Source organism: Flavobacterium sp. 9AF, assembly GCF_902506265.1.
Lineage (GTDB): Bacteria > Bacteroidota > Bacteroidia > Flavobacteriales > Flavobacteriaceae > Flavobacterium.
In genome coordinates, this window is the sequence record NZ_LR733556.1 from 1,509,158 (window position 1) to 1,528,984 (window position 19,827).

The 19,827-nt window shown below is 30.2% G+C and carries 11 protein-coding genes; 5 read left to right on the forward strand and 6 right to left on the reverse strand.

The genetic code is table 11. The features are described from left to right. Nucleotides 1-3 precede the first annotated feature (3 nt). The 6 genes from HALO113_RS07125 to HALO113_RS07150 all read right to left on the reverse strand — a co-directional run bounded on the left by HALO113_RS07125 (nucleotide 4) and on the right by HALO113_RS07150 (nucleotide 7,593). Complete coding sequence (locus HALO113_RS07125) at nucleotides 4-2,130, reverse strand: tetratricopeptide repeat-containing sensor histidine kinase (protein ID WP_159778362.1); 2,127 nt, start codon at nucleotides 2,128-2,130, stop codon at nucleotides 4-6. A 62-nt stretch (nucleotides 2,131-2,192) separates the two neighbouring features. Continuing rightward, entirely contained in the window at nucleotides 2,193-2,636 is a 444-nt protein-coding gene (locus HALO113_RS07130; protein ID WP_159778363.1) for a LexA family transcriptional regulator, read from the reverse strand. Further along, entirely contained in the window at nucleotides 2,630-3,892 is a 1,263-nt protein-coding gene (locus tag HALO113_RS07135) for a Y-family DNA polymerase (protein WP_159778364.1), read from the reverse strand. The genes HALO113_RS07130 and HALO113_RS07135 overlap by 7 nt, the downstream gene beginning before the upstream one ends. Nucleotides 3,893-3,958: 66 nt before the next feature. Continuing rightward, nucleotides 3,959-4,903 carry a DUF3078 domain-containing protein gene (locus tag HALO113_RS07140; protein WP_159778365.1) on the reverse strand — a complete coding sequence of 315 codons (945 nt, stop codon included), beginning with the start codon at nucleotides 4,901-4,903 and terminating at the stop codon, nucleotides 3,959-3,961. Between the two features lie 2 nt (nucleotides 4,904-4,905). Then, nucleotides 4,906-6,678, reverse strand: a complete 1,773-nt coding sequence (locus tag HALO113_RS07145; RefSeq protein ID WP_159778366.1) for a 1-deoxy-D-xylulose-5-phosphate synthase — start codon at nucleotides 6,676-6,678, stop codon at nucleotides 4,906-4,908. A gap of 36 nt (nucleotides 6,679-6,714) precedes the next feature. Then, complete coding sequence (locus HALO113_RS07150) at nucleotides 6,715-7,593, reverse strand: hypothetical protein (RefSeq protein WP_159778367.1); 879 nt, start codon at nucleotides 7,591-7,593, stop codon at nucleotides 6,715-6,717. A 60-nt stretch (nucleotides 7,594-7,653) separates the two neighbouring features. Here HALO113_RS07150 and HALO113_RS07155 point away from each other — a divergent pair, with 60 nt between their 5' ends. The 5 genes from HALO113_RS07155 to HALO113_RS07175 all read left to right on the forward strand — a co-directional run bounded on the left by HALO113_RS07155 (nucleotide 7,654) and on the right by HALO113_RS07175 (nucleotide 19,789). Then, nucleotides 7,654-8,094 carry a nucleoside deaminase gene (locus tag HALO113_RS07155; protein WP_159778368.1) on the forward strand — a complete coding sequence of 147 codons (441 nt, stop codon included), beginning with the start codon at nucleotides 7,654-7,656 and terminating at the stop codon, nucleotides 8,092-8,094. 66 nt (nucleotides 8,095-8,160) lie between these two features. Further along, complete coding sequence (locus tag HALO113_RS07160; protein WP_159778369.1) at nucleotides 8,161-13,665, forward strand: alpha-2-macroglobulin; 5,505 nt, start codon at nucleotides 8,161-8,163, stop codon at nucleotides 13,663-13,665. A 20-nt stretch (nucleotides 13,666-13,685) separates the two neighbouring features. Further along, the gene (gene pbpC / locus HALO113_RS07165; protein WP_370519349.1) at nucleotides 13,686-16,049 is read left to right on the forward strand and encodes a penicillin-binding protein 1C; all 2,364 of its coding nucleotides are present in this window, start codon (nucleotides 13,686-13,688) and stop codon (nucleotides 16,047-16,049) included. Nucleotides 16,050-16,121: 72 nt separating this feature from the next. Next, on the forward strand, nucleotides 16,122-19,034 hold the full coding sequence (locus tag HALO113_RS07170) for a histidine kinase (protein WP_159778370.1): 2,913 nt from the start codon (nucleotides 16,122-16,124) through the stop codon (nucleotides 19,032-19,034). 2 nt (nucleotides 19,035-19,036) lie between these two features. After that, the gene (locus HALO113_RS07175; RefSeq protein WP_159778371.1) at nucleotides 19,037-19,789 is read left to right on the forward strand and encodes a LytTR family DNA-binding domain-containing protein; all 753 of its coding nucleotides are present in this window, start codon (nucleotides 19,037-19,039) and stop codon (nucleotides 19,787-19,789) included. The last annotated feature ends 38 nt before the right edge of the window (nucleotides 19,790-19,827 follow it).

Sequence of the window (19,827 nt, forward strand, 5' to 3'; positions counted from 1 at the left end):
TGCTTATATTATAGGTATTTCAATGTTAAAAATGGCACCTCTATTAGGTGTGGAATCAATTTGTAAATTACCATTGAGTTGCTGGATTCGGTTTTTAATATTGGTTAAACCAATGCCTTCTTTATTATTTTCCACAGCAAATCCTTTTCCATTATCTTCAAAAATAATATTAAATAGGTTTTCAATCAAATTGAGTTGTAATTCAATACTATTAGCTTGAGAATGCTTAATAGTATTTGTAATTAATTCTTGAATAATATGGTACACTTCATTAAGAATGGGTTCTTCAATTTTATTGATTTCATTTCTTGGGTGTGCCGAAAAATAAGATTGTAGATGACTGGCTTCTGCTAATTTGTTTTGGTATTCTTCTACAAATTCACAAAAATTATCTTGGTGAAAACGTTTGGGCAATAAGTTGTGAGAAATGCTTCTTATTTGATTATAAGTATCATTAATTTGGGCATTTATACGTTTAATTTCATTTTCTTTACCATAAGTTGAATTGTTTAATTGGAGCTTAATGGCTGCTAAATTTCCTCCTACGGCATCGTGTAATTCTTGTGCTATGCGAATGCGTTCTTTATCCTGACCTTCAATTTCAGCTTTCACTAATTTTAATTCCTGATCTTTTAAAAGCGCTTTGTTTTTTTGTTCGCTAATCTCTTTTTGCTTTTTGTTAATTAAGATTTGCGCTTTTTGTTTTTGATAATATACAAATGAGAGTGCAATCACAGGAATAAGAAGTACTAGAAAACCTATAATAATGATGTTACGAACTTGTTTTTCTCTTAAAATTTCAGATTCTTTCAACTGTTTGTCTTTCTGCAACAAAGTAATCTGGTTGGCTTTATTTTGGGTTACTTCTTGTAATTTTAAGACTTCATTTTCACTCTGTTTTTTCTCAATTGCTTTCTGTAAATTAAGGTTTTCAATGGCTCTTTCTTGGTTTTTCAATAAGAGCATTTTATTATTGTTTTTTAACGTCAAATCTTTGATTTCGTTTTCTTTTTGTAAGGTTTTAAACTTAATGTCCAATTCGTTTATATCTTGATCATTTTGTCTTTTGGAAATCGAATCACTAATTTCTGCATAGCGAGTCATAAGTGCATAAGCATTTTTATAATTGCCTTGTGCTACGGCTATTTCTTTTAATTTAAGATAAATGCTTTTTTGTTGGTCTAAAAAATGATATTCTAAAGCGACATGTAACGCGTTTAAGTAATGGAGTTCCGCTTCTTGAAGTTTATTCTGAGAATATAAGATTTCACCAATATTTTGATTCACAATAACTTCGATATTGTATAGTTTTCCTTTTTTAGAAATCGCTAAACATTCCTTATAATACTTTAATGCTTCTGGGATATTATCGATATAAACATAGTTTACACCAATATTCAATGCACTTATGGCCTGACATTGCCAATTATTTTTTTCTTGGCATATACTTTTTACTTTTTTGGAGTAGTTGTTTGAGGTTTCATAATCTTTATTTTGAACATAAATAGAGCCCAAATTAATATAACTACCTATAACAATTTCTTCATCTTCTGTATATTTTAAGCATTGATTGAAGTATTTCTCAGCATTTTTATAATCTGATAACTTATTATAGATATTAGCTAATCCATGAAGATTCGAATAATAAGGATATGCTTTTTTTTGATTTTCAACAATTTCAATTCCTTTTAAGTGGCATTTTTTGCTGATTTCAAAAAGTCCTTGTTTGTTATTCGCTAATCCTAATAAGTTATAACCACCAGAGGCTAATACTCTTCTAATGGAATCGTTTTTAATAGATTCGGAGCCTTTTAATGCTTTGTTCGCATAAAACTTCACCGAATCGAGTATCATTTTTTTATTGTAATAATGAGAGAGCAAGAGTTGTATTCTTACATAAGATTCTTTGGTTTTTAATGTTTGAAGCAATTTTTGCGCTCCTTCTTTGGCTTCTTTTGCTTGATTGTTATTTAATAAGTCAAATAAGGGATTGATTTCTTGTTTTTCTAATTCCGCTAAGTTGTCATGACTAAGCGTAAATGATTTCTTTCCTATTTCTTGACCTGTAACAGGAATAAAAAAAAGAAGGAAACAATAAAAACAAAAAAATCTTAGTAATAATTGTATCATTAAAGTGGTAGTAATTTGTACTTTGTGATAAATGAAAAGTAAATATAATATTTATTACCAAATTAATAGTTCATTTTTTTAATAACATAGGTAACAATACCCCAAATCATAAATTCGTTTTCTTCAATGACCTCAATCGGTTTGTAAGAATCATTTTCAGGGTAGAGAAATAATTTTTGATCGATTATTTTTATTCTTTTTACGGTAAATTCCCCATCGATAAAACAAATAGCAATTTTATTATTGCTAGGCTCTAAACTTCGGTCTATTACTAAAATGTCTCCATCATCAATACCAGCACCTATCATAGAATTGCCACTGGCTTTAGCATAGAATGTAGCTTCTTTATTTTTTATTAAAAAAGCATCTAAGCTAATTCGGGTGCCTTCAAAATCGGCAGCAGGAGAAGGAAAGCCTGCTTTTATACCTGCAGCAATATAGGGTAACTCGATGTTTGAATCGGTTTTTGGAATAAAAAAATGAAGTTTTTTATTATGTTCTAACATTTTACTGTAAGTATTTCTTTAATATCGGTAGTGTATTTTCTTGACAAATGATTTTGTTTCATCTTCCAAGTTTTTTCTAAATCTTGATTCCCCAATTTTATTTTTCTTTCACCTGTTTTCACTAGAAAATCATCCATTACTTTCATTATGGCTTGATGTTTTGGATTTTCTTCTTCAAACAAATGAAATTGCTTTGTTTCTTCAGGAATAATTTGGGTTACAATAACGCCTGCTTTTTTATAAATAGTATTTTCTTCAAATATTTCGTTAAGCATTTTTATAGCTGTAGTACTAATGGTTATACCCGAATTGGTCGCAAAAGGTAAAGTATACATACGAGAAAAATTATAACGTGCATTTTCTTCAATATATTTATCTTTTCGGAGGTAAATTATAACATTATAACAACACGATTTTTGTTTGCGTAATTTTTCTGCACAAACCATAGAAAATGTAGAAACTCGCTCTTTTAGTTCGTTGTAATCGGTAATGTTTTTTTCAAAACTTCGAGTAATCGCGATGCTTTTTTTATTTTTTGGTTCTTCAATGTCAATAACCGATTTTCCTTCTAATTCATATTTTAAACGAAGTCCAGTAACACCCATTTCTTTTTTAATGAAAGCTTCATGGTAGGGTTGAATAAAATCATACGCTGTCAAAATATTTTTGGCTTTCATTTTTTTACTTAAACGAAAACCAATGCCCCAAATATCTTCAATTTTTGTCCACTTTAAAGCTTTGATTCTTTTTTCATCGGTATCAATTACATATACTCCATTAGTATGTTCTGGAAATTTTCTAGCAATTTTATTAGCTACTTTCGAAAGTGCTTTACTGGGTGCAAAACCAATACTTGTAGGAATACTGGTCCATTTCTTAATTCTATTCCTAATTTGGAAACCATACTCTTGGTAGTTAGCAATCTGCATGCCATCAAAATTCATAAAAGCTTCATCAATACTGTACACTTCTACACAAGGAGTAAATTCTTCTAATATTTTCATTACGCGATGGCTTAAATCACCATATAAAGAATAATTGGAAGAAAATACTTGTACTTGATGTTCTTTTAATAATGCTCTTACTTTAAATTCAGGAACACCCATAGGAATACCTAATTTTTTAGCTTCATCACTACGCGAAATGATACAACCGTCATTATTAGATAAGATGGCAATAGGTTTTCCGTTAAACTGTGGTTGAAAAACACGTTCGCAAGAAGCATAAAAATTGTTACAATCAATTAAAGCATACATACAGTAAATTTACCTTATAATTTTTATACTATAAAGGAATCAAAAGTTAATGTTGATAAATTAGTTTTAAAAGCTATAAACTAATCCAACACCTAAAATTTGTTTTAATTGCATTTTTGGACCTACAATAACTTGTTCGCCATCGATTTCTTCTTTTGCTTTGATGTCGTCGTCATAAATAATATGGGTACCAATATTGGCTCTTACATATTCATTAATGGTCATATTAAGTTGTAGTTGCCAATCCACATCAATATTTCCAAAATTGTTAAGGTAATCCGTATATAAACTAATGCGGTGTTCTAAATTGATATTTTTATAAATTTCTTTTTCCCATTGATTGGTAATTAAGATACCTATTTCAGTACGTGATCTTTTTCCATTTTCAAGTATTTCTCCTGTAACTTCGTCAATAATTGCTTTATCCACACCAAAAGCACCTTGATTTGCTAACCGTTCGTCTAAAACTAAAGTTGTTTTTTGTGTTAATGGCGAAAGGTATAAATTTAAATTCAGGTCTTTTCTAGAATACTCGGCACCTATCCCAAGGAAAATATAGGCAGGAGCAAAAGGTTTTGATATCGCTAATTCGGTATTTGGATAAGCATAACCATTTGCAAATTGGGTATTAAAATTAAATTTACCACCATAAAACCAATTAGAAATTGTGTCTTTTCTAAAACCAATTGTGGAATTAATTTGCAATTGATCATCTGTTTTTCGCACTTCTTGACCTTCTTGTTTGTTTATCCCATATCGGAAAATTAATTCGTTTTTCCAGTTTAATGTCTTTTTAGAATACTCTCGTACAAAGTTTCCCTTCAATAAACCTGAAATGGAATTATTTCCACCCGCATTCCAGTTTACAAACGTAATTTGGGAAATATCTAAACCCACTTTATTGGTTTTGTTCCAATACGAAATCGTATCTGGTATTTCTGTTCTAATAATTTGAGCAAAATTGGTTTGAATAATAAAAAATAAAAACCCTAGTAGGAAGGCTTTTTTCATAATTAAAGTAATAAATTGATTTGGTTAATAATATAAGTAACGTCTAATTTACTAATATGTTGTAATTCTGGAATACTCCCCTGTTCTATAAAAGCATCAGGAATGCCAAGATTTACAACTGTTATAGCATGTTTCTTTTCTAAAATATGTTGATTTACAAGAGAACCGAAACCACCAATGATAGTTCCGTCTTCTATTGTTATTATTTTTTCATATTCTTTACAAATGGCATTTAAAGTAGCATAATCTAATGGTTTTATAAATGGAAAATGAAAATGCCCCACAGTTTCTGGTTGTTTGCATAATGAAATAGCTTTTGTCACATTAGTTCCAATAGTTCCAATAGAGAGAAAGGCAATTTTTGAGCCCTCTTTTAATACTTTGGCTTTACCAATTTCAATTTTTTCAAAAGGTTGTTGCCAATCGATAATTTCTCCACGTCCTCTGGGGTAACGAATACTGATGGGATGCTCTAATCCTAATTGTGCAGTGTACATCAAATTGCGCAATTCTATTTCATTTAAAGGTGCAGCAATGATTAAATTGGGAACGCAACTCAAATATGCAATATCAAATACACCATGATGCGTTGCGCCATCTTCACCTACCAAACCCGCCCGATCTAAGCAAAAAATAACTGGAAGGTTTTGTAGAGCAACATCATGAATTACTTGATCATAAGCACGCTGTAAAAAAGTTGAATAGATATTGCAAAACACAATCATACCTTGCGTAGCCATTCCAGCAGATAAGGTAACGGCATGTTGCTCTGCGATACCCACATCAAACGCTCTTTCAGGAATGGCTTCCATCATATATTTCATAGAAGAGCCTGAAGGCATAGCAGGTGTTATACCAATTATCCTTGAATTTTCTTTAGCTAATGTTACCAAAGTATGTCCGAATACATCTTGAAATTTGGGAGGTAATCCTTCTTCATTTTTAGGATGAATTTTACCTGTTTTAGCTTCAAACTTACCAGGAGCGTGATATTTTACTTGGTCTTCTTCTGCTAACTGTAATCCTTTTCCTTTCGTAGTAATAATGTGTAAAAATTTAGGGCCTTTTACTTTTTGTAGTCGCCTTAATTCTGAAAGCAATTTGGGTAAATCATGTCCGTCTATAGGACCAGAATAGTCAAAATTCAATGACTTTATAATGTTGTTTTGTTTTGGATTTCTTCCTTCTTTTACCGATGTTAAATAGTTTTTTAAAGCACCCACACTTGGATCAATCCCTATAGCATTGTCATTTAAAATAACTAATAAATTCGCATCAGTTACACCAGCATGATTTAAGCCCTCAAAAGCCATTCCGCTAGCAATGGATGCATCACCTATCACGGCGATATGTTGTTTCTCGGTTTCGTTTTTTAATAAGGAAGCCATAGCCATTCCTAAAGCAGCAGAAATAGATGTAGAGGAATGTCCCACACCAAAAGTATCATAAATACTTTCACTTCTTTTTGGAAAACCAGAAATTCCATTTAAATCTCTATTCGTATGAAAAAGTGTCCTTCTTTCGGTTAAGATTTTATGACCGTAGGCTTGGTGACCAACGTCCCAAACTAATAAATCTTCAGGTGTATTGAAAACATAATGCAAAGCAATGGTTAATTCAATAACGCCCAAACTAGCACCTAAATGACCTTCTTTCCGAGAAATAATATCAATAATAAATTCGCGCAACTCTTTGGCGAGCTGCGGTAATTGATTTTCAGAAAGCTTTCTTAAATCGGATGGGTTATTTATAGCGCTAAGAAGATTATTTTCCATTAACAACAAAATGCAAATTTAAGCTTTTGTTTTAACTTATTGTAGTTTTATTCTAAAGGGATAATACATTTTAACATTAACTTTTTTATTGTTAATTTCTCCAGGATTCCATTTTGGAGAACGTTTTAAAACGCTGACAATTTCATTATTTAAATCGTTGTTTTTTCCTCTATGAATAGTAATGTCTTTTATAAAACCTAAGGAATCAACTATGAAGGAACTTAAAACAACTTCGCTATTGTTTAAACTATCAGGCAATGTAACATTATTTTGAATAAAGTGTGAAAAATCGGTGTTATTATCTTGGAAAATGGGCTTTTTAGTCACTTCATGTAAGTCATAATAAGATCTGCTTTGTTCAAGTAGCGTTTCATACTCAGGTAAAGCAGGTTTTCCCATAATAATATCACCAGTCACTGTTGGCGGTTCAATTGCATCTGGTTCATTTAAAAGATTATCCTTATTAGAAAAACTGCATTTCTTTTGTTTGATAGTATCGTTGTTTTGTTTACCGTTTTTTTGTGTAGTATCATCTTTTGAATACATAGTATCTTCTACAACAACTACTTCTCCTAAAGTTTGATAATTGTTATTGTAATTTTTACAACTAAATAAAGTAGTTCCCATGACTACAAATAAAGCTAATAAAAAAATCTTTCGAAAAGATGTTTGGTTATATAAAACTGTTTCTGGAATTTCAATTTTTAGATTTTCTAATTGATCTGTTCTAAAACGACCGCAGATCTTTTCTGTTCTATTATTTTCAAATACAGTAGTAATTTCTTCAGTATTACTTTTAGTAAAATCAAATACAATTTTTGAACAGGATTGACAAAATTTACCTTTTTCATCTGGAAGCATTTTTTCCCAATTTTCATGACAAGGTTTTGGAATAGAAATGTTTAATTTTTGCATACTAAAAGCTTTTTGAAAATGACATCAAGAATTGTTCCAAAGAAATTGTAATTTTGACAAATGGAAAATATTTTTACCGACGAATATTTTATGAAAAAAGCGCTATTAGAAGCAGAAATTGCTTTTGAAAAGGGCGAAATACCTGTAGGTGCCGTAATTGTAGTCGATAATAAAATCATTGCAAGAACACATAATTTAACAGAATTACTTCATGATGTTACAGCTCATGCCGAAATGCAAGCTATTACAAGTGCGGCTAATTATTTAGGAGCAAAATATTTAAAAGATTGTACGTTATATGTAACCTTAGAGCCTTGTCAAATGTGTGCTGGAGCATTATACTGGAGTCAAATTTCTAAAATAGTGTATGGTGCTTCTGATGAAAATAGAGGTTTTGTAAAAATGAGAACGCAATTACATCCAAAAACCAAAATAATATCAGGTGTATTGGAAAAAGAATGCTCCTTACTTATGCGTGCTTTTTTTCGTTTAAAAAGATAGTTTTTTGTCGGATTTTTTTTATCTTTAAAACAAAAATTCTTTTACTTTTCCAAAACACTTATTTCTATGAAGATTTATCGTATTTTGAAACTTTTTTTAGTTTTAATTCTGCTTTTTTCATGTTCTAAAGACAGCAAAAATTTTAATTCTGATCCTTCTCTCTTTAAAGAATACATCTTGAATTTTAGTTCTGGACTAGTATCTGCCAAAAGCGATATTAGAATAGTTTTGGCTTTTGACAATGCAAATTGGACTCCGAATAAACAGTTGGACAACGATCTTTTTACCATAAATCCTAAAGTAGACGGAAAAGTAATTGCTCTTTCTACTAATACACTTGCTTTTGTACCTAATGAAGCATTAGATTCTGACAAGGAATATCAAATCACTTTTCATTTATCTGAGGTAAAAGATGTAAAAGATGAATTGGAAGAATTTAATTTCACAATAAAAACAATCAAACAAGATTTTATTGTATCTACACTAGACCTACAGTCTTACAGTAAAGATTATATGTATCTAAATGCTGTTTTAGCAACTAGTGACGTTTTAGATTTAGAAAAAGCAAAAAAACTGATTAAAGTTACTCAAAATGGAAAAGATATTCCAGTAAAATTTGATAAAGAATTGAGTAATAGTAAAGAATTTAAATTTGTAATAGACAGCATTCAACGTTTCGTAGAAGACAGCAAGATTATTATAAATTGGGATGGCAAAGAAGAAGGGATCGAACAGAAAGGAAGTTTAGAATATGATATTCCTGGAAAGAATAACTTTAAAATAATTAATGTAGAAGTCCAAGAGGATGACAATCAAGTGTTATGGATTAATTTTTCTGATCCTCTAAAAAAAGGACAAGATTTTGATGGATTAGTAGAAGTTGAATCTACATCAGATTTAAAATTTTCTACTGCGGGCAATCTTTTAAAAGTGTTTTTTAATGAACCTCTAAAAGGTGAATTATTAATAGAAGTGTTTCAGGGAATTCAAAGTGAGGATGGCTACAAAATGAAACAAAATTTCTCACAAAAGGTCTCTTTTGAACAAATCAAACCTGCTGTACGTTTTATAAAAAGCGGAACTATTTTACCTAGTTCTAATAATTTAAAGATCAATTTTGAGGCGGTTAACCTAAGTGCTGTTGATGTTAAAGTATATAAAATTTTTAAAAACAATATCCTTCAATTCCTTCAAGATAATGAGATTAATGGAAATAGAAATCTCCAAAAAGTTGCAGCGCCAATAGCAAAACAAAAAATACTTTTAAAAACTAACAATCTAACTAATTATAGTAAATGGGGTGCCTATGCTTTAGATTTAGCTAAAATTATTTCTCCTGAACCAGGCGCTATTTATCGTGTAGAAATAGGATTTAATAAAAAATATTCCTTATATAAATGTACCTCTTCCGACGACGAAGAAGCAATTGAAGATGATGAACAAGAAGATGAGGGGGAAGTAAGAAGTGCTAATAATTATTATTACGATGATTATTATTATGACGATTATGATTGGTATGAAAGAGAAAATCCTTGTGATAATTCCTATTATTATAGAAACAATATTGCTACTAATGTTATTGCAACTGACCTTGGTGTAATTGCAAAAAGAGGAGAAAATGGTTCTTATGTATTTGCTGTTAATGATATTATTTCCACTAATCCTATTTCAGGCGCAAATATTGATTTATATGATTATCAACAACAAAAACTAGCTTCAATTTCTACTAATGGAGATGGAATTGCAACCACTGAAATTAAAAGATATGCTTATTTTGCTATCATTACTAAAGATAATAACACGACTTATATAAAACTAGATGAAGGCCAATCTCTATCGGTAAGTAACTTTGAAGTAAGTGGTGAAGCATTACAAAAAGGATTAAAAGGCTATATATATGGAGAAAGAGGTGTTTGGCGACCAGGAGACACCTTGCATATTGCCTTTATGTTGAATGATAATGAAAATAAATTACAGAATACACATCCAATAAAGTTTAAACTGTCTGATCCAAGAGGAAAACTAATGTATCAAGCAGTTCAAAAATATAATGAAAACAATCATTATAAATTTAAAGTTGTAACAAAAGAAACGGATATTACTGGAAATTGGGAAGCAAAAATAAGTGTTGGAGGAGCGCAATTTTTTAAATCCATTAAGATTGAAACTATTAAACCAAATAGACTAAAAATCAAAAATAGTTTTGCAGATGCTCAAATATCGGGAAGTAGTCCAAATAAAGGGAACTTGCAAGTTAATTGGCTTCATGGTGCAGTTGCTAAAAATTTAAAAGTAGAAATGCAAGCTAAGTTTATGAAAGAGCAAACTAGCTTTAAAGGATATAGTAATTTTGATTTTGATGATGAAGTAAGAGATTTTTACACAGAAGAAGTAAATGTTTTTTCTGGCAAAGTTGATGAAAATGGTAAGACAGAAGTAGTTTTAAAACCAGAAATTACCAGTCAAGCTCCAGGAAAACTAAAAATAGTAATGCAAACTAAAGCTTATGAAAACGGAGGCGATTTTAGTACGGATGTAGTAACAGCTAGTTTTTCACCCTATCAAACTTATGTTGGATTAAAAAGCCCTGAAGCAAATAAATATGGAATGCTGGAAACAGATAAAATAAATCGTTTTGAAATAGTTACTCTTTCAGAAAATGGAAAACCTAAAGCTGTAAAAAATTTAGAGATTAGAGTGTATAAAGTGGAATGGAGATGGTGGTGGAATAACGATGGAGATAACTTGTCACGATATAATTCTGACAATGTTACAACTGCTTACAAAAACTTTACGGTTTCTACAAATAGTAGTGGAAAAGGAAGTTTTCAATTTCTAGTTCCTGAAGAAGATTGGGGAAGATATTTAATTAGAGTGGTAGATCCAAATGATGGTCACGCAACAAGCACTACTGAATTGATAGATTGGCCTTATTGGTCTGGAAAAACAAAATCTGGTCAAGGTGATATGGCCAATATGTTAGTATTTACATCTGACAAAGAAAAATATGCAGTTGGCGAAAAAGCAATTGTTTCATTCCCGTCTAGTGAAGGAGGAAGAGCTTTAATTTCTTTAGAAAATGGTTCAAAAGTAGTACAAACACTTTGGACAAATACCACAAAAGGAGAAACAAAAGTTGAAATACCTGTTACACCTGAAATGGCTCCAAATGTATATGTAAATATTACTTTATTAAAGCCTCATGCTTCAACTATTAATGATACACCTATCAGAATGTATGGGATCATACCTATTGAAGTGGTTGATAAAAATACAATTTTAGAACCACAAGTAGTGATGCCAGAAGTTTTACGCCCTGAACAAAAAGCAACCTTGAAAATTAGTGAGAAAAATGGCAAACCTATGACTTATACTGTCGCCATTGTAGATGAAGGCTTATTGGATCTAACCCGATTTAAAACACCAAATGCTTGGGATAAATTTTATTCTAAGCAAGCATTAGGAGTTAAAACTTGGGACATATATGATGATGTAATAGGCGCTTATGGCGGAAAAATAAATCAAATTTTTAGTATTGGTGGTGACGAAGATTTGGGAGGAGGAAAAGCGAAAAAAGCCAACCGTTTTAAACCTGTTGTAATCTATTTAGGACCTTTCAAATTAGAAAAAGGACAAACTAAGTCTCACACAATTGAAATGCCAAATTATGTAGGATCCGTTCGTACTATGGTCGTTGCTGGAGATATTACTGCAAATGCTTATGGTAGTACTGAAAAAACAACACCAGTTAGAAGTCCTTTAATGGTTTTAGCTTCTGTACCAAGAAAAATATCTCCTAACGAGAAAATCACTTTACCAGTGACCGTTTTTGCGATGGAAAAGAATGTGAAAAACGTGACGGTTCAAGTGAAAACGAATAACGGAATTCGAATTTTAGAGTCAGCAAAACAACAAATAAACTTTAGTTCACCTGATGAAAAAATGGTATATTTTAACTTAGAAGTTGGAGATATCACGGGAATAAGTAAAATTGAAGTAGTGGCTACTTCGGGCTCAGAAAAAGCATCTTTTCCAGTAGAATTAGATATAACTAATCCTAACCCAGAAACAACAGATTTCAAGGATTTAATTTTAGAACCAAACACAACAAAATCTGTTAGTTGGGAAACCTTTGGCGTTACTGGGACAAATAATGCTAGAATTGAAATTTCTTCTTTCCCAACTATCGATTTTAATAGACGATTAAAATATTTAATCCAATATCCTCATGGTTGTGTAGAACAAACTACATCTAGTGTCTTTCCACAATTGTATTTAGCTGATGTTGTTGCTATAGACGATGAACGAAAACAAAAAATACAATATAACATTAATCAAGGCATTCAAAGATTAGGTAGGTTTCAAGTTTCAAATGGTGGTCTTTCCTATTGGCAAGGCGATGGCTCACCAGATGATTGGGGAACTTCATATGCTGGTCATTTTATGATTGAAGCAGAGAAAAAAGGATATGTACTACCTTCTGGATTTAAACAAAAATGGGTGGCTTATCAACAAAGACAAGCTAAACAATGGAGATATAATGTAAGCTATTACAATGATTTTGCTCAGGCCTATCGTTTATATACATTGGCTTTAGCAGGTGCTGCCGATTTAGGCTCTATGAACAGATTAAGAGAAACTGTTGGAATTTCAAATGAATCTAAATTACGTTTAGCAGCTTGTTACGCCATTGTAGGACAAAATACCGCTGCACAAAAATTAATTACTTCAGTAGGCACATTGGATTATAATTCTAAAAATTATTATTACTATTATGGTTCTGAAGACAGAAGCAGAGCCATGTTGTTAGAAACCTATCTTTTAATGGATAACAAAACAAAGGCTTTTGAAATTGCTAATATCTTAGCTAAAAATCTTTCTTCTGAACAATACATGAGTACACAAACAACTGCTTATTCGCTTTATGCTATGTCAAAATTTGCTATTAAGAATGGTGAAAAAGGAGTGAATGTTGGTATAAATTTTGGTGGAAAATCCGAAAATTTAGCTACTCAAAAATCGGTTATAGATAAGAAATTAGAAGTCAATAAAGGAAAATATGCGGTAACAATAAAAAATAATAACAAAGGAACTGTGTATGTTAGAGTTTTAAATAGTGGAGTGCTACCTATTGGAGAAGAAAAAGAAATTCAAAAGAATTTAACAGTGGTTGTGTCTTACAAATACAAGACAGGAGGAACTATTAATTTTAATGCTATTGAACAAGGATCTGAGATTATGGCACAAATTACGATAAGAAATAATGGTTCTGAAAGAATGGATAATATTGCTTTAACTCAAATAGTTCCTTCTGGGTTTGAAATTATGAATTCTCGTTATACCGATTTTGGTAGTCAAACTGACAATAAAGCAGATTATATTGATATTCGCGATGATAGAACTAATTTTTACTTTAGTCTTGGAATAAATGAAGCCAGAACGTTTACTATTTTATTAAACGCTTCATTCTTAGGGAACTATTATTTACCAGGAATCCAATGTGAGGCAATGTATGATGATAATTATATCGTGAGAAATAAAGGACAGTGGATAAATATCATAAAAGACTAATCTTTAAACCAAAAAGGTTTTTGAAACTAGTTAAACATTTAATAACATTTCTAAAAAAGCATAAAATTAAAACAACCATAGGAGTACTTCTTATGGTTGTTTATTATTTTTCTTTGCCCAAAGTTCTATTTGCCTCTAATTATACAACTGTCATAGAAAGTAAAGAAGGGCAATTTATAGGTGCTAAAATCGCAGATGATGGTCAGTGGCGATTTCCTGAAAGTGATAGTGTACCAAAAAAGTTTAAAGAATGCATAATTGCATTTGAAGATCAACATTTTTATAATCATTTTGGGTTTAACCCAATTTCAATGTACCATGCTTTTCAGCAAAATAGAAAAGCAAATAAAGTTGTTAGAGGAGGCAGTACTTTAACCCAACAAGTCATTCGTTTACATAGAGAAGGCAAAAAAAGATCTTATTTTGAAAAAGTTCTCGAAATTATTTTAGCAACTCGTTTGGAATTTCGACACTCAAAAGACAAAATTTTGCAATTATACGCTGCTCATGCTCCTTTTGGAAGTAATGTAGTAGGATTAGAAATGGCTTCTTGGCGCTATTTTGGTTTGCAATCCCATCAACTTTCTTGGGCTGAAGCTGCAACATTAGCGGTACTTCCTAATGCTCCTAGCTTAATTTATCCTGGTAAAAATCAAAAGAAATTATTAGCTAAAAGAAATCGTCTATTGAAAAAGTTGTTTCAGAATAAAATTATAGATAAGGAAACCTATGAATTAGCTTTATTGGAATCATTACCTCAAAAACCTTTTGCAGTTCCTCAAATTGCACCCCATTTATTGCAAAAAATTGCAAAAGAGCATCATGGAAAGAAAATCAAAACAACTTTACAATTAAATATTCAAGAACGTGTAAATGAAATTGTTACACAATATTACAATTTGTACAAACAAAATCAAGTGTACAACATTGCTGTTTTAGTAGTTGATGTAAAAACGAGAAATATAGTTTCCTATGTTGGAAATAGTCCAACAGATAGTAATCATCAAAAAGATGTCGACATTATTGAAGCACCTCGGAGTACGGGCAGTATTCTAAAACCCCTTTTGTATGCTTCTATGTTAGATGATGGCGAAATTTTACCTAAAACATTAATTCCAGATATTCCAACACAAATCTCTGGGTATACACCCCAAAATTATGATTTGTCATATGACGGAGCAGTAGAAGCCAATAGAGCCTTAGCAAGATCTTTAAATATTCCTGCCGTTTTGATGCTACAAGATTATTCTGTAACTAAATTTTATGAGCAACTACAGAAATTAAAATTACGTAATGTGAATAGACATCCCTCTAATTACGGACTTTCTTTAATTTTAGGTGGTGCCGAGACCAATCTTTGGGATCTATGTCGTGCTTATTCTTATATGTCTAGTACACTAACGCATTATACAAAAACGCAAGATGAATTTCGAACAAATGAATTAGCCAATTTGAATTATAATGATGATTTGCAAATTGATTTTGGAAAACCGAAAACAAATAAAAATGTTTTTAGTGCAGGTGCTATTTGGCACACATTAAATGCAATGAAAGAAGTGAATCGTCCTGAAGGAGATGAGGCATGGCGATTTTATGATTCATCTATTGAATTAGCATGGAAAACAGGCACTAGTTTTGGAGGAAGAGATGCATGGGCTGTAGGAGTAACCCAAGATTATGTAGTAGGTGTTTGGGTAGGAAATGCAACAGGTGAAGGACGCCCTCTTCTTACAGGAGTTGAAAGTGCAGCACCTATCTTATTTGATGTTTTTCGATTGTTCCCAAAATCAAATTGGTTTACAATTCCTTATAATGATTTAGAGGAAAAACTAGTTTGCAAACAATCCGGTTACTTGGCACTAGAAAATTGTGATGGGCAAAAACAATGGATACCTAAAAATGATAAAAAAACACAAAATTGCCCGTTTCATCAATTAGTTCATTTAGATAAAACCGAACAATTTAGAGTGAATAGCACCTGTGAAAACATAGATGAAATACATAATAAATCATGGTTTGTACTACCTCCTGTTATGGAATGGTATTATAAAAGTAAGCATATTAATTATAAAACACTTCCTCCATATCGAAGTGATTGTTTAGAAGGAACATTAGAAAAGAAGATGGATTTTATCTATCCTAATGCAAATGCTAAAATTATATTAACCAAAAATTTTAGTGGTGAAATACAACCTGTCATTTTAAAAATTGCTCATACAAATCCTGATACAGAAGTATTTTGGTATTTAAATGAAACTTATTTAGGGAGTACTAAGACTTTTCATGAAAAACAAGTAATTGCGCCAACTGGAGATTACATTCTTACTGTTGTAGACGAATTTGGAACAGAAATTAAAAGAAAAATCACTATAGAAAAAGAATAGTTTAGAAAGTCGGAAACTGTTTTCAGAAATAGTTTATCATTTTGTCTGTCCAAAAGTTTTATTTTTGAATAATTGAAAACAAGATTCCTATATAGTATTTTACTTTCTTTTGTAGTAAGCTTTTTGTTTGCTCAAGATCCTATTGCTTTAAAACTCTCCGAAAAAGAAGATCTTCCAGATGTGGAATTTTATGACATAATTGAAGATAACAAAGGCTTCATTTGGTTAGCAGCAGATAAAGGTCTCTATCGATTTGATGGCAAGCGTTATTTATCTTATGAACACACCGATAAACGTGGCTTATCCGTTTTTGGGTTAAAGTTAGACACAAAAAATCAACTGTGGTGCAATAATATTTCTGGGCAATTTTTTTATATAAAAGAGAATAAACTTACCCTATTCTTAGATTTAAAAAACGAACTTAAAGGAGAATTAGCAGAGTTTTTCATTATTGAAAATAAGTTATTCATTTTTTCTACAAGTGTTATTTTTTCAGTTGATTTAGTTACCAAAAAAAGAGAGAAAATTGATTTAACAATGCTACCAAAATATCCTATAATTAGAGCTCCTTTTCAATCTAATAATAACATTTTTTTTACAGCTAACAATTCTGTTTGTAGCGTTTCTAAATCAAATAAAGTAGAAGTTTTAAATTTTAAATTAAAAAAATATGGAAATAATGTTTTCCCCAAATTTTTTAAGCTACAAACCAAGAACTACATTGTCCTATATGATAATCTCACTAATATTAATGATTTTTATCTAATTAAAGACAATGAACTTATCAAAACTTCGTTTCCTGAAGAATTACAAAATGTAAAAATCATTAAAATCCTAAATTACCAAGATAATTTATGGTTTTGCACTTCAAATGGTATTATTTTAGTAAACCAAAAACAGCAAAAATTAGAATTAAAACAAGAGTATTTTAAGAAAAATTTTATAACAAATGCCATTCTTGATACTAATCAAACATTATGGGTATCAACTCTAACTAATGGAGTTTTTATCGTCCCTAGTTTACAAATTAAAAAATATGAAAGTATTGTTTCTGATGAAGTAATCTCTTCATCAATAAAAATCAAACCGAACAATTTACTACTTGGCACTACTAAGGGACATCTTTTTCTGTTAAATTTAAAAACAGGCAACCGAGAAGAAATTAAAATAAATAGCAATAGAAAAATTGCTTCATTATTATTTTTATCAGAATATAATACCGTATTAATTAGTATAGAAAATGATTCTTACACTTACAATTTAGACAACCACAAGCTTAAAAAAAATTCTAATTTTAACAATGCTAAAAATTTGCATTATATAAAAGATTCAAATCAAATTATTTACTCAGGATTTGATAGAGCATCTATATATGATTTTAAAAATGATGCTTTTTTAGAATACAAACAACTCAACACAAGTAGAGCTTATGCCTCTTTTTTTGATAAAAAAAACAAAGAGATTTACGTTTCGTATGTTGATAATTTAATAGTGTACGATAGCATTTTTAATCCAACAGTTTTAAAATTCAAAGATAGAAGCATAACGGCTAAAGATATAAAGCAAACATCCGATGGAATAGTATGGATAGCAACTTTTACGGATGGCGTTTTAGGGTACAAAAAAAATAAAATAGTAAAAATAATAAATCAAAAAAAAGGCTTAAAATCAAATATTATTCAGAAAATAGAGTCAGATGAAGATGATTTATGGATAGTTACAGATAAAGGAATTCAAATATATAATTCAAAAAAACAAAAAGTAAATCCTAATCATATTAATTCTAGCAATTTAGGCAAAAACATTAAAGATATTATTATAAACAAAAGAAATGCTTTTTTGATTAGCCCACAGGATATTTTTGAAATAGAAAAAGATATATTGTTTAAAAAGTATTACCCAAAGGAAATTTCAATCACATCTGTATCCATAAATGAAAAAGACACCCTTGTTCAAAACACCTATGATTTACCCTATGATAAAAATAGAATTAAATTTACTTTTCATACCAATGGCTATTTTCCAGATGATGAATTGCATTTTTCTTATCGATTGCAAGGTTTAAGTGATGAGTGGATCCCTATAGATTCAAAAGTAGATTTTGTTAGTTTTACTAGCTTACCTTCAAAATCCTATGTCTTTGAAGTAAGAGCTCAAAATTCAAATCAAAAACAATTCTTTTCAAAAAAAATACTTTTTCAAATTAATCTTCCCTATTGGAAAAAGTGGTGGTTTGTATTATCTATCTTTTTATTATTATTTGGTTTAATAATAATTTTTTACAAAAATAAATTGGCCATACAAGAAAAGGAAAAAGAATTAGCTTTAAAAAATGCAAAATTTGAGAGTGAGCTAGCTACTTTAAAATTAGAAAATCTAAAATCTCAAATGAACCCTCATTTTATCTTTAATGCCTTAAATTCTATTCAAGAATATATTATCTTAAATCAAAAACAATTAGCCAGTTCTTATTTGGCAAAATTTGCCGATTTAATCAGAACTTATTTAGAGCACAGTTCAAAAGGGTATATTTCAATAAAAGAAGAAATGGATTGTTTAAGTATTTATTTAGAATTGGAAAAATTACGTTTTGAAGATAAATTCTGCTATCATATTGAGAACGACAATATAAATGAAGAGTTAAAAATTCCAACTATGCTTATACAGCCTTATGTTGAGAATGCTATTAAACATGGATTACTGCATAAAAAAACAGATAGACATTTACATATTTGCTTTTCTTTATTCCAAAATAATGAAATGATCCAATGTGTAATTGTTGATAATGGTGTGGGAAGACAAAAAGCTGCACTGTTGAGAGATAAAAAATATACTTCTTTTGCTACCAAAGCCAATCAAAACCGACTTGAATTGTTGAATTTTGGAAAAGAAAAAAAAATCGGAGTAACCATAGAAGATTTATATAATGAATATAACAAAGCAAATGGAACACGAGTAACATTGCTAATCCCAATAATAAAATAGAAATGAAAGCAATAATAATTGATGATGAACCTAAAGCAAGAAATCTTTTGGAAATCTTAATTCAAGAGAATAATTCAAAAATCACGACCATTTATCAAGCAGAAGATTTAGTAACTGGTGTTCAGTTAATAAAAGAAAAACAACCTCAAATAGTATTTCTAGACATCGAAATGCCAGAACATTCCGGTTTAGAAATAGTAGATTTTATAAATAAGGAAGAATTCAATTTTGAAATTATTTTTACTACAGCATATAGTGAATATGCAATTAAAGCATTTCAACTTTCGGCAATAGATTATCTTTTAAAACCCTTACATGCAGAAAGTGTTAAAGAAGCTATTGAAAAAGCAATTTTGCAAATTGGCAAATCAGAAATCAGTACAAAATTGGAACAATTGAGAAAAAGTTTAAAATCGGCTAATTTTAATAAAATTGGCTTGCCATTTGCTGACGGCTTTAAATTTGTAAATTTTGAAGATATCATTCTTTTTGAAGCGGACGGTATGTATACAAAAGTAAGCACCACAAAAGAAACAGAGTTGTTAGTATGTAAGCCTCTAAAACATTTTGTTGAAGTTTTAGAGTCTCAAACTAATTTTTATAAGCCACATCGTTCTTACCTAATTAATTTAAAATACATTAAAGAATATATAAAAAAAGATGGCGGTTATATCATAATGGATAATGATAAAACAGTTTCAATTTCAAATGATAAAAAAGAAGAATTTTTGACCATAGTTCAAAATATAGGTTAGGGTTTTAGCAAGTCAAAACCCAATTTCAGAAAGTCGTT

What these genes read in the sequence shown, in the direction of transcription:
- HALO113_RS07125 (WP_159778362.1), bottom strand. Translation starts at nt 2,130, where the DNA reads ATGATACAATTATTACTAAGATTTTTTTGTTTTTATTGTTTCCTTCTT.
- HALO113_RS07130 (WP_159778363.1), bottom strand. Translation starts at nt 2,636, where the DNA reads ATGTTAGAACATAATAAAAAACTTCATTTTTTTATTCCAAAAACCGAT.
- HALO113_RS07135 (WP_159778364.1), bottom strand. Translation starts at nt 3,892, where the DNA reads ATGTATGCTTTAATTGATTGTAACAATTTTTATGCTTCTTGCGAACGT.
- HALO113_RS07140 (WP_159778365.1), bottom strand. Translation starts at nt 4,903, where the DNA reads ATGAAAAAAGCCTTCCTACTAGGGTTTTTATTTTTTATTATTCAAACC.
- HALO113_RS07145 (WP_159778366.1), bottom strand. Translation starts at nt 6,678, where the DNA reads ATGGAAAATAATCTTCTTAGCGCTATAAATAACCCATCCGATTTAAGA.
- HALO113_RS07150 (WP_159778367.1), bottom strand. Translation starts at nt 7,593, where the DNA reads ATGCAAAAATTAAACATTTCTATTCCAAAACCTTGTCATGAAAATTGG.
- HALO113_RS07155 (WP_159778368.1), top strand. Translation starts at nt 7,654, where the DNA reads ATGGAAAATATTTTTACCGACGAATATTTTATGAAAAAAGCGCTATTA.
- HALO113_RS07160 (WP_159778369.1), top strand. Translation starts at nt 8,161, where the DNA reads ATGAAGATTTATCGTATTTTGAAACTTTTTTTAGTTTTAATTCTGCTT.
- HALO113_RS07175 (WP_159778371.1), top strand. Translation starts at nt 19,037, where the DNA reads ATGAAAGCAATAATAATTGATGATGAACCTAAAGCAAGAAATCTTTTG.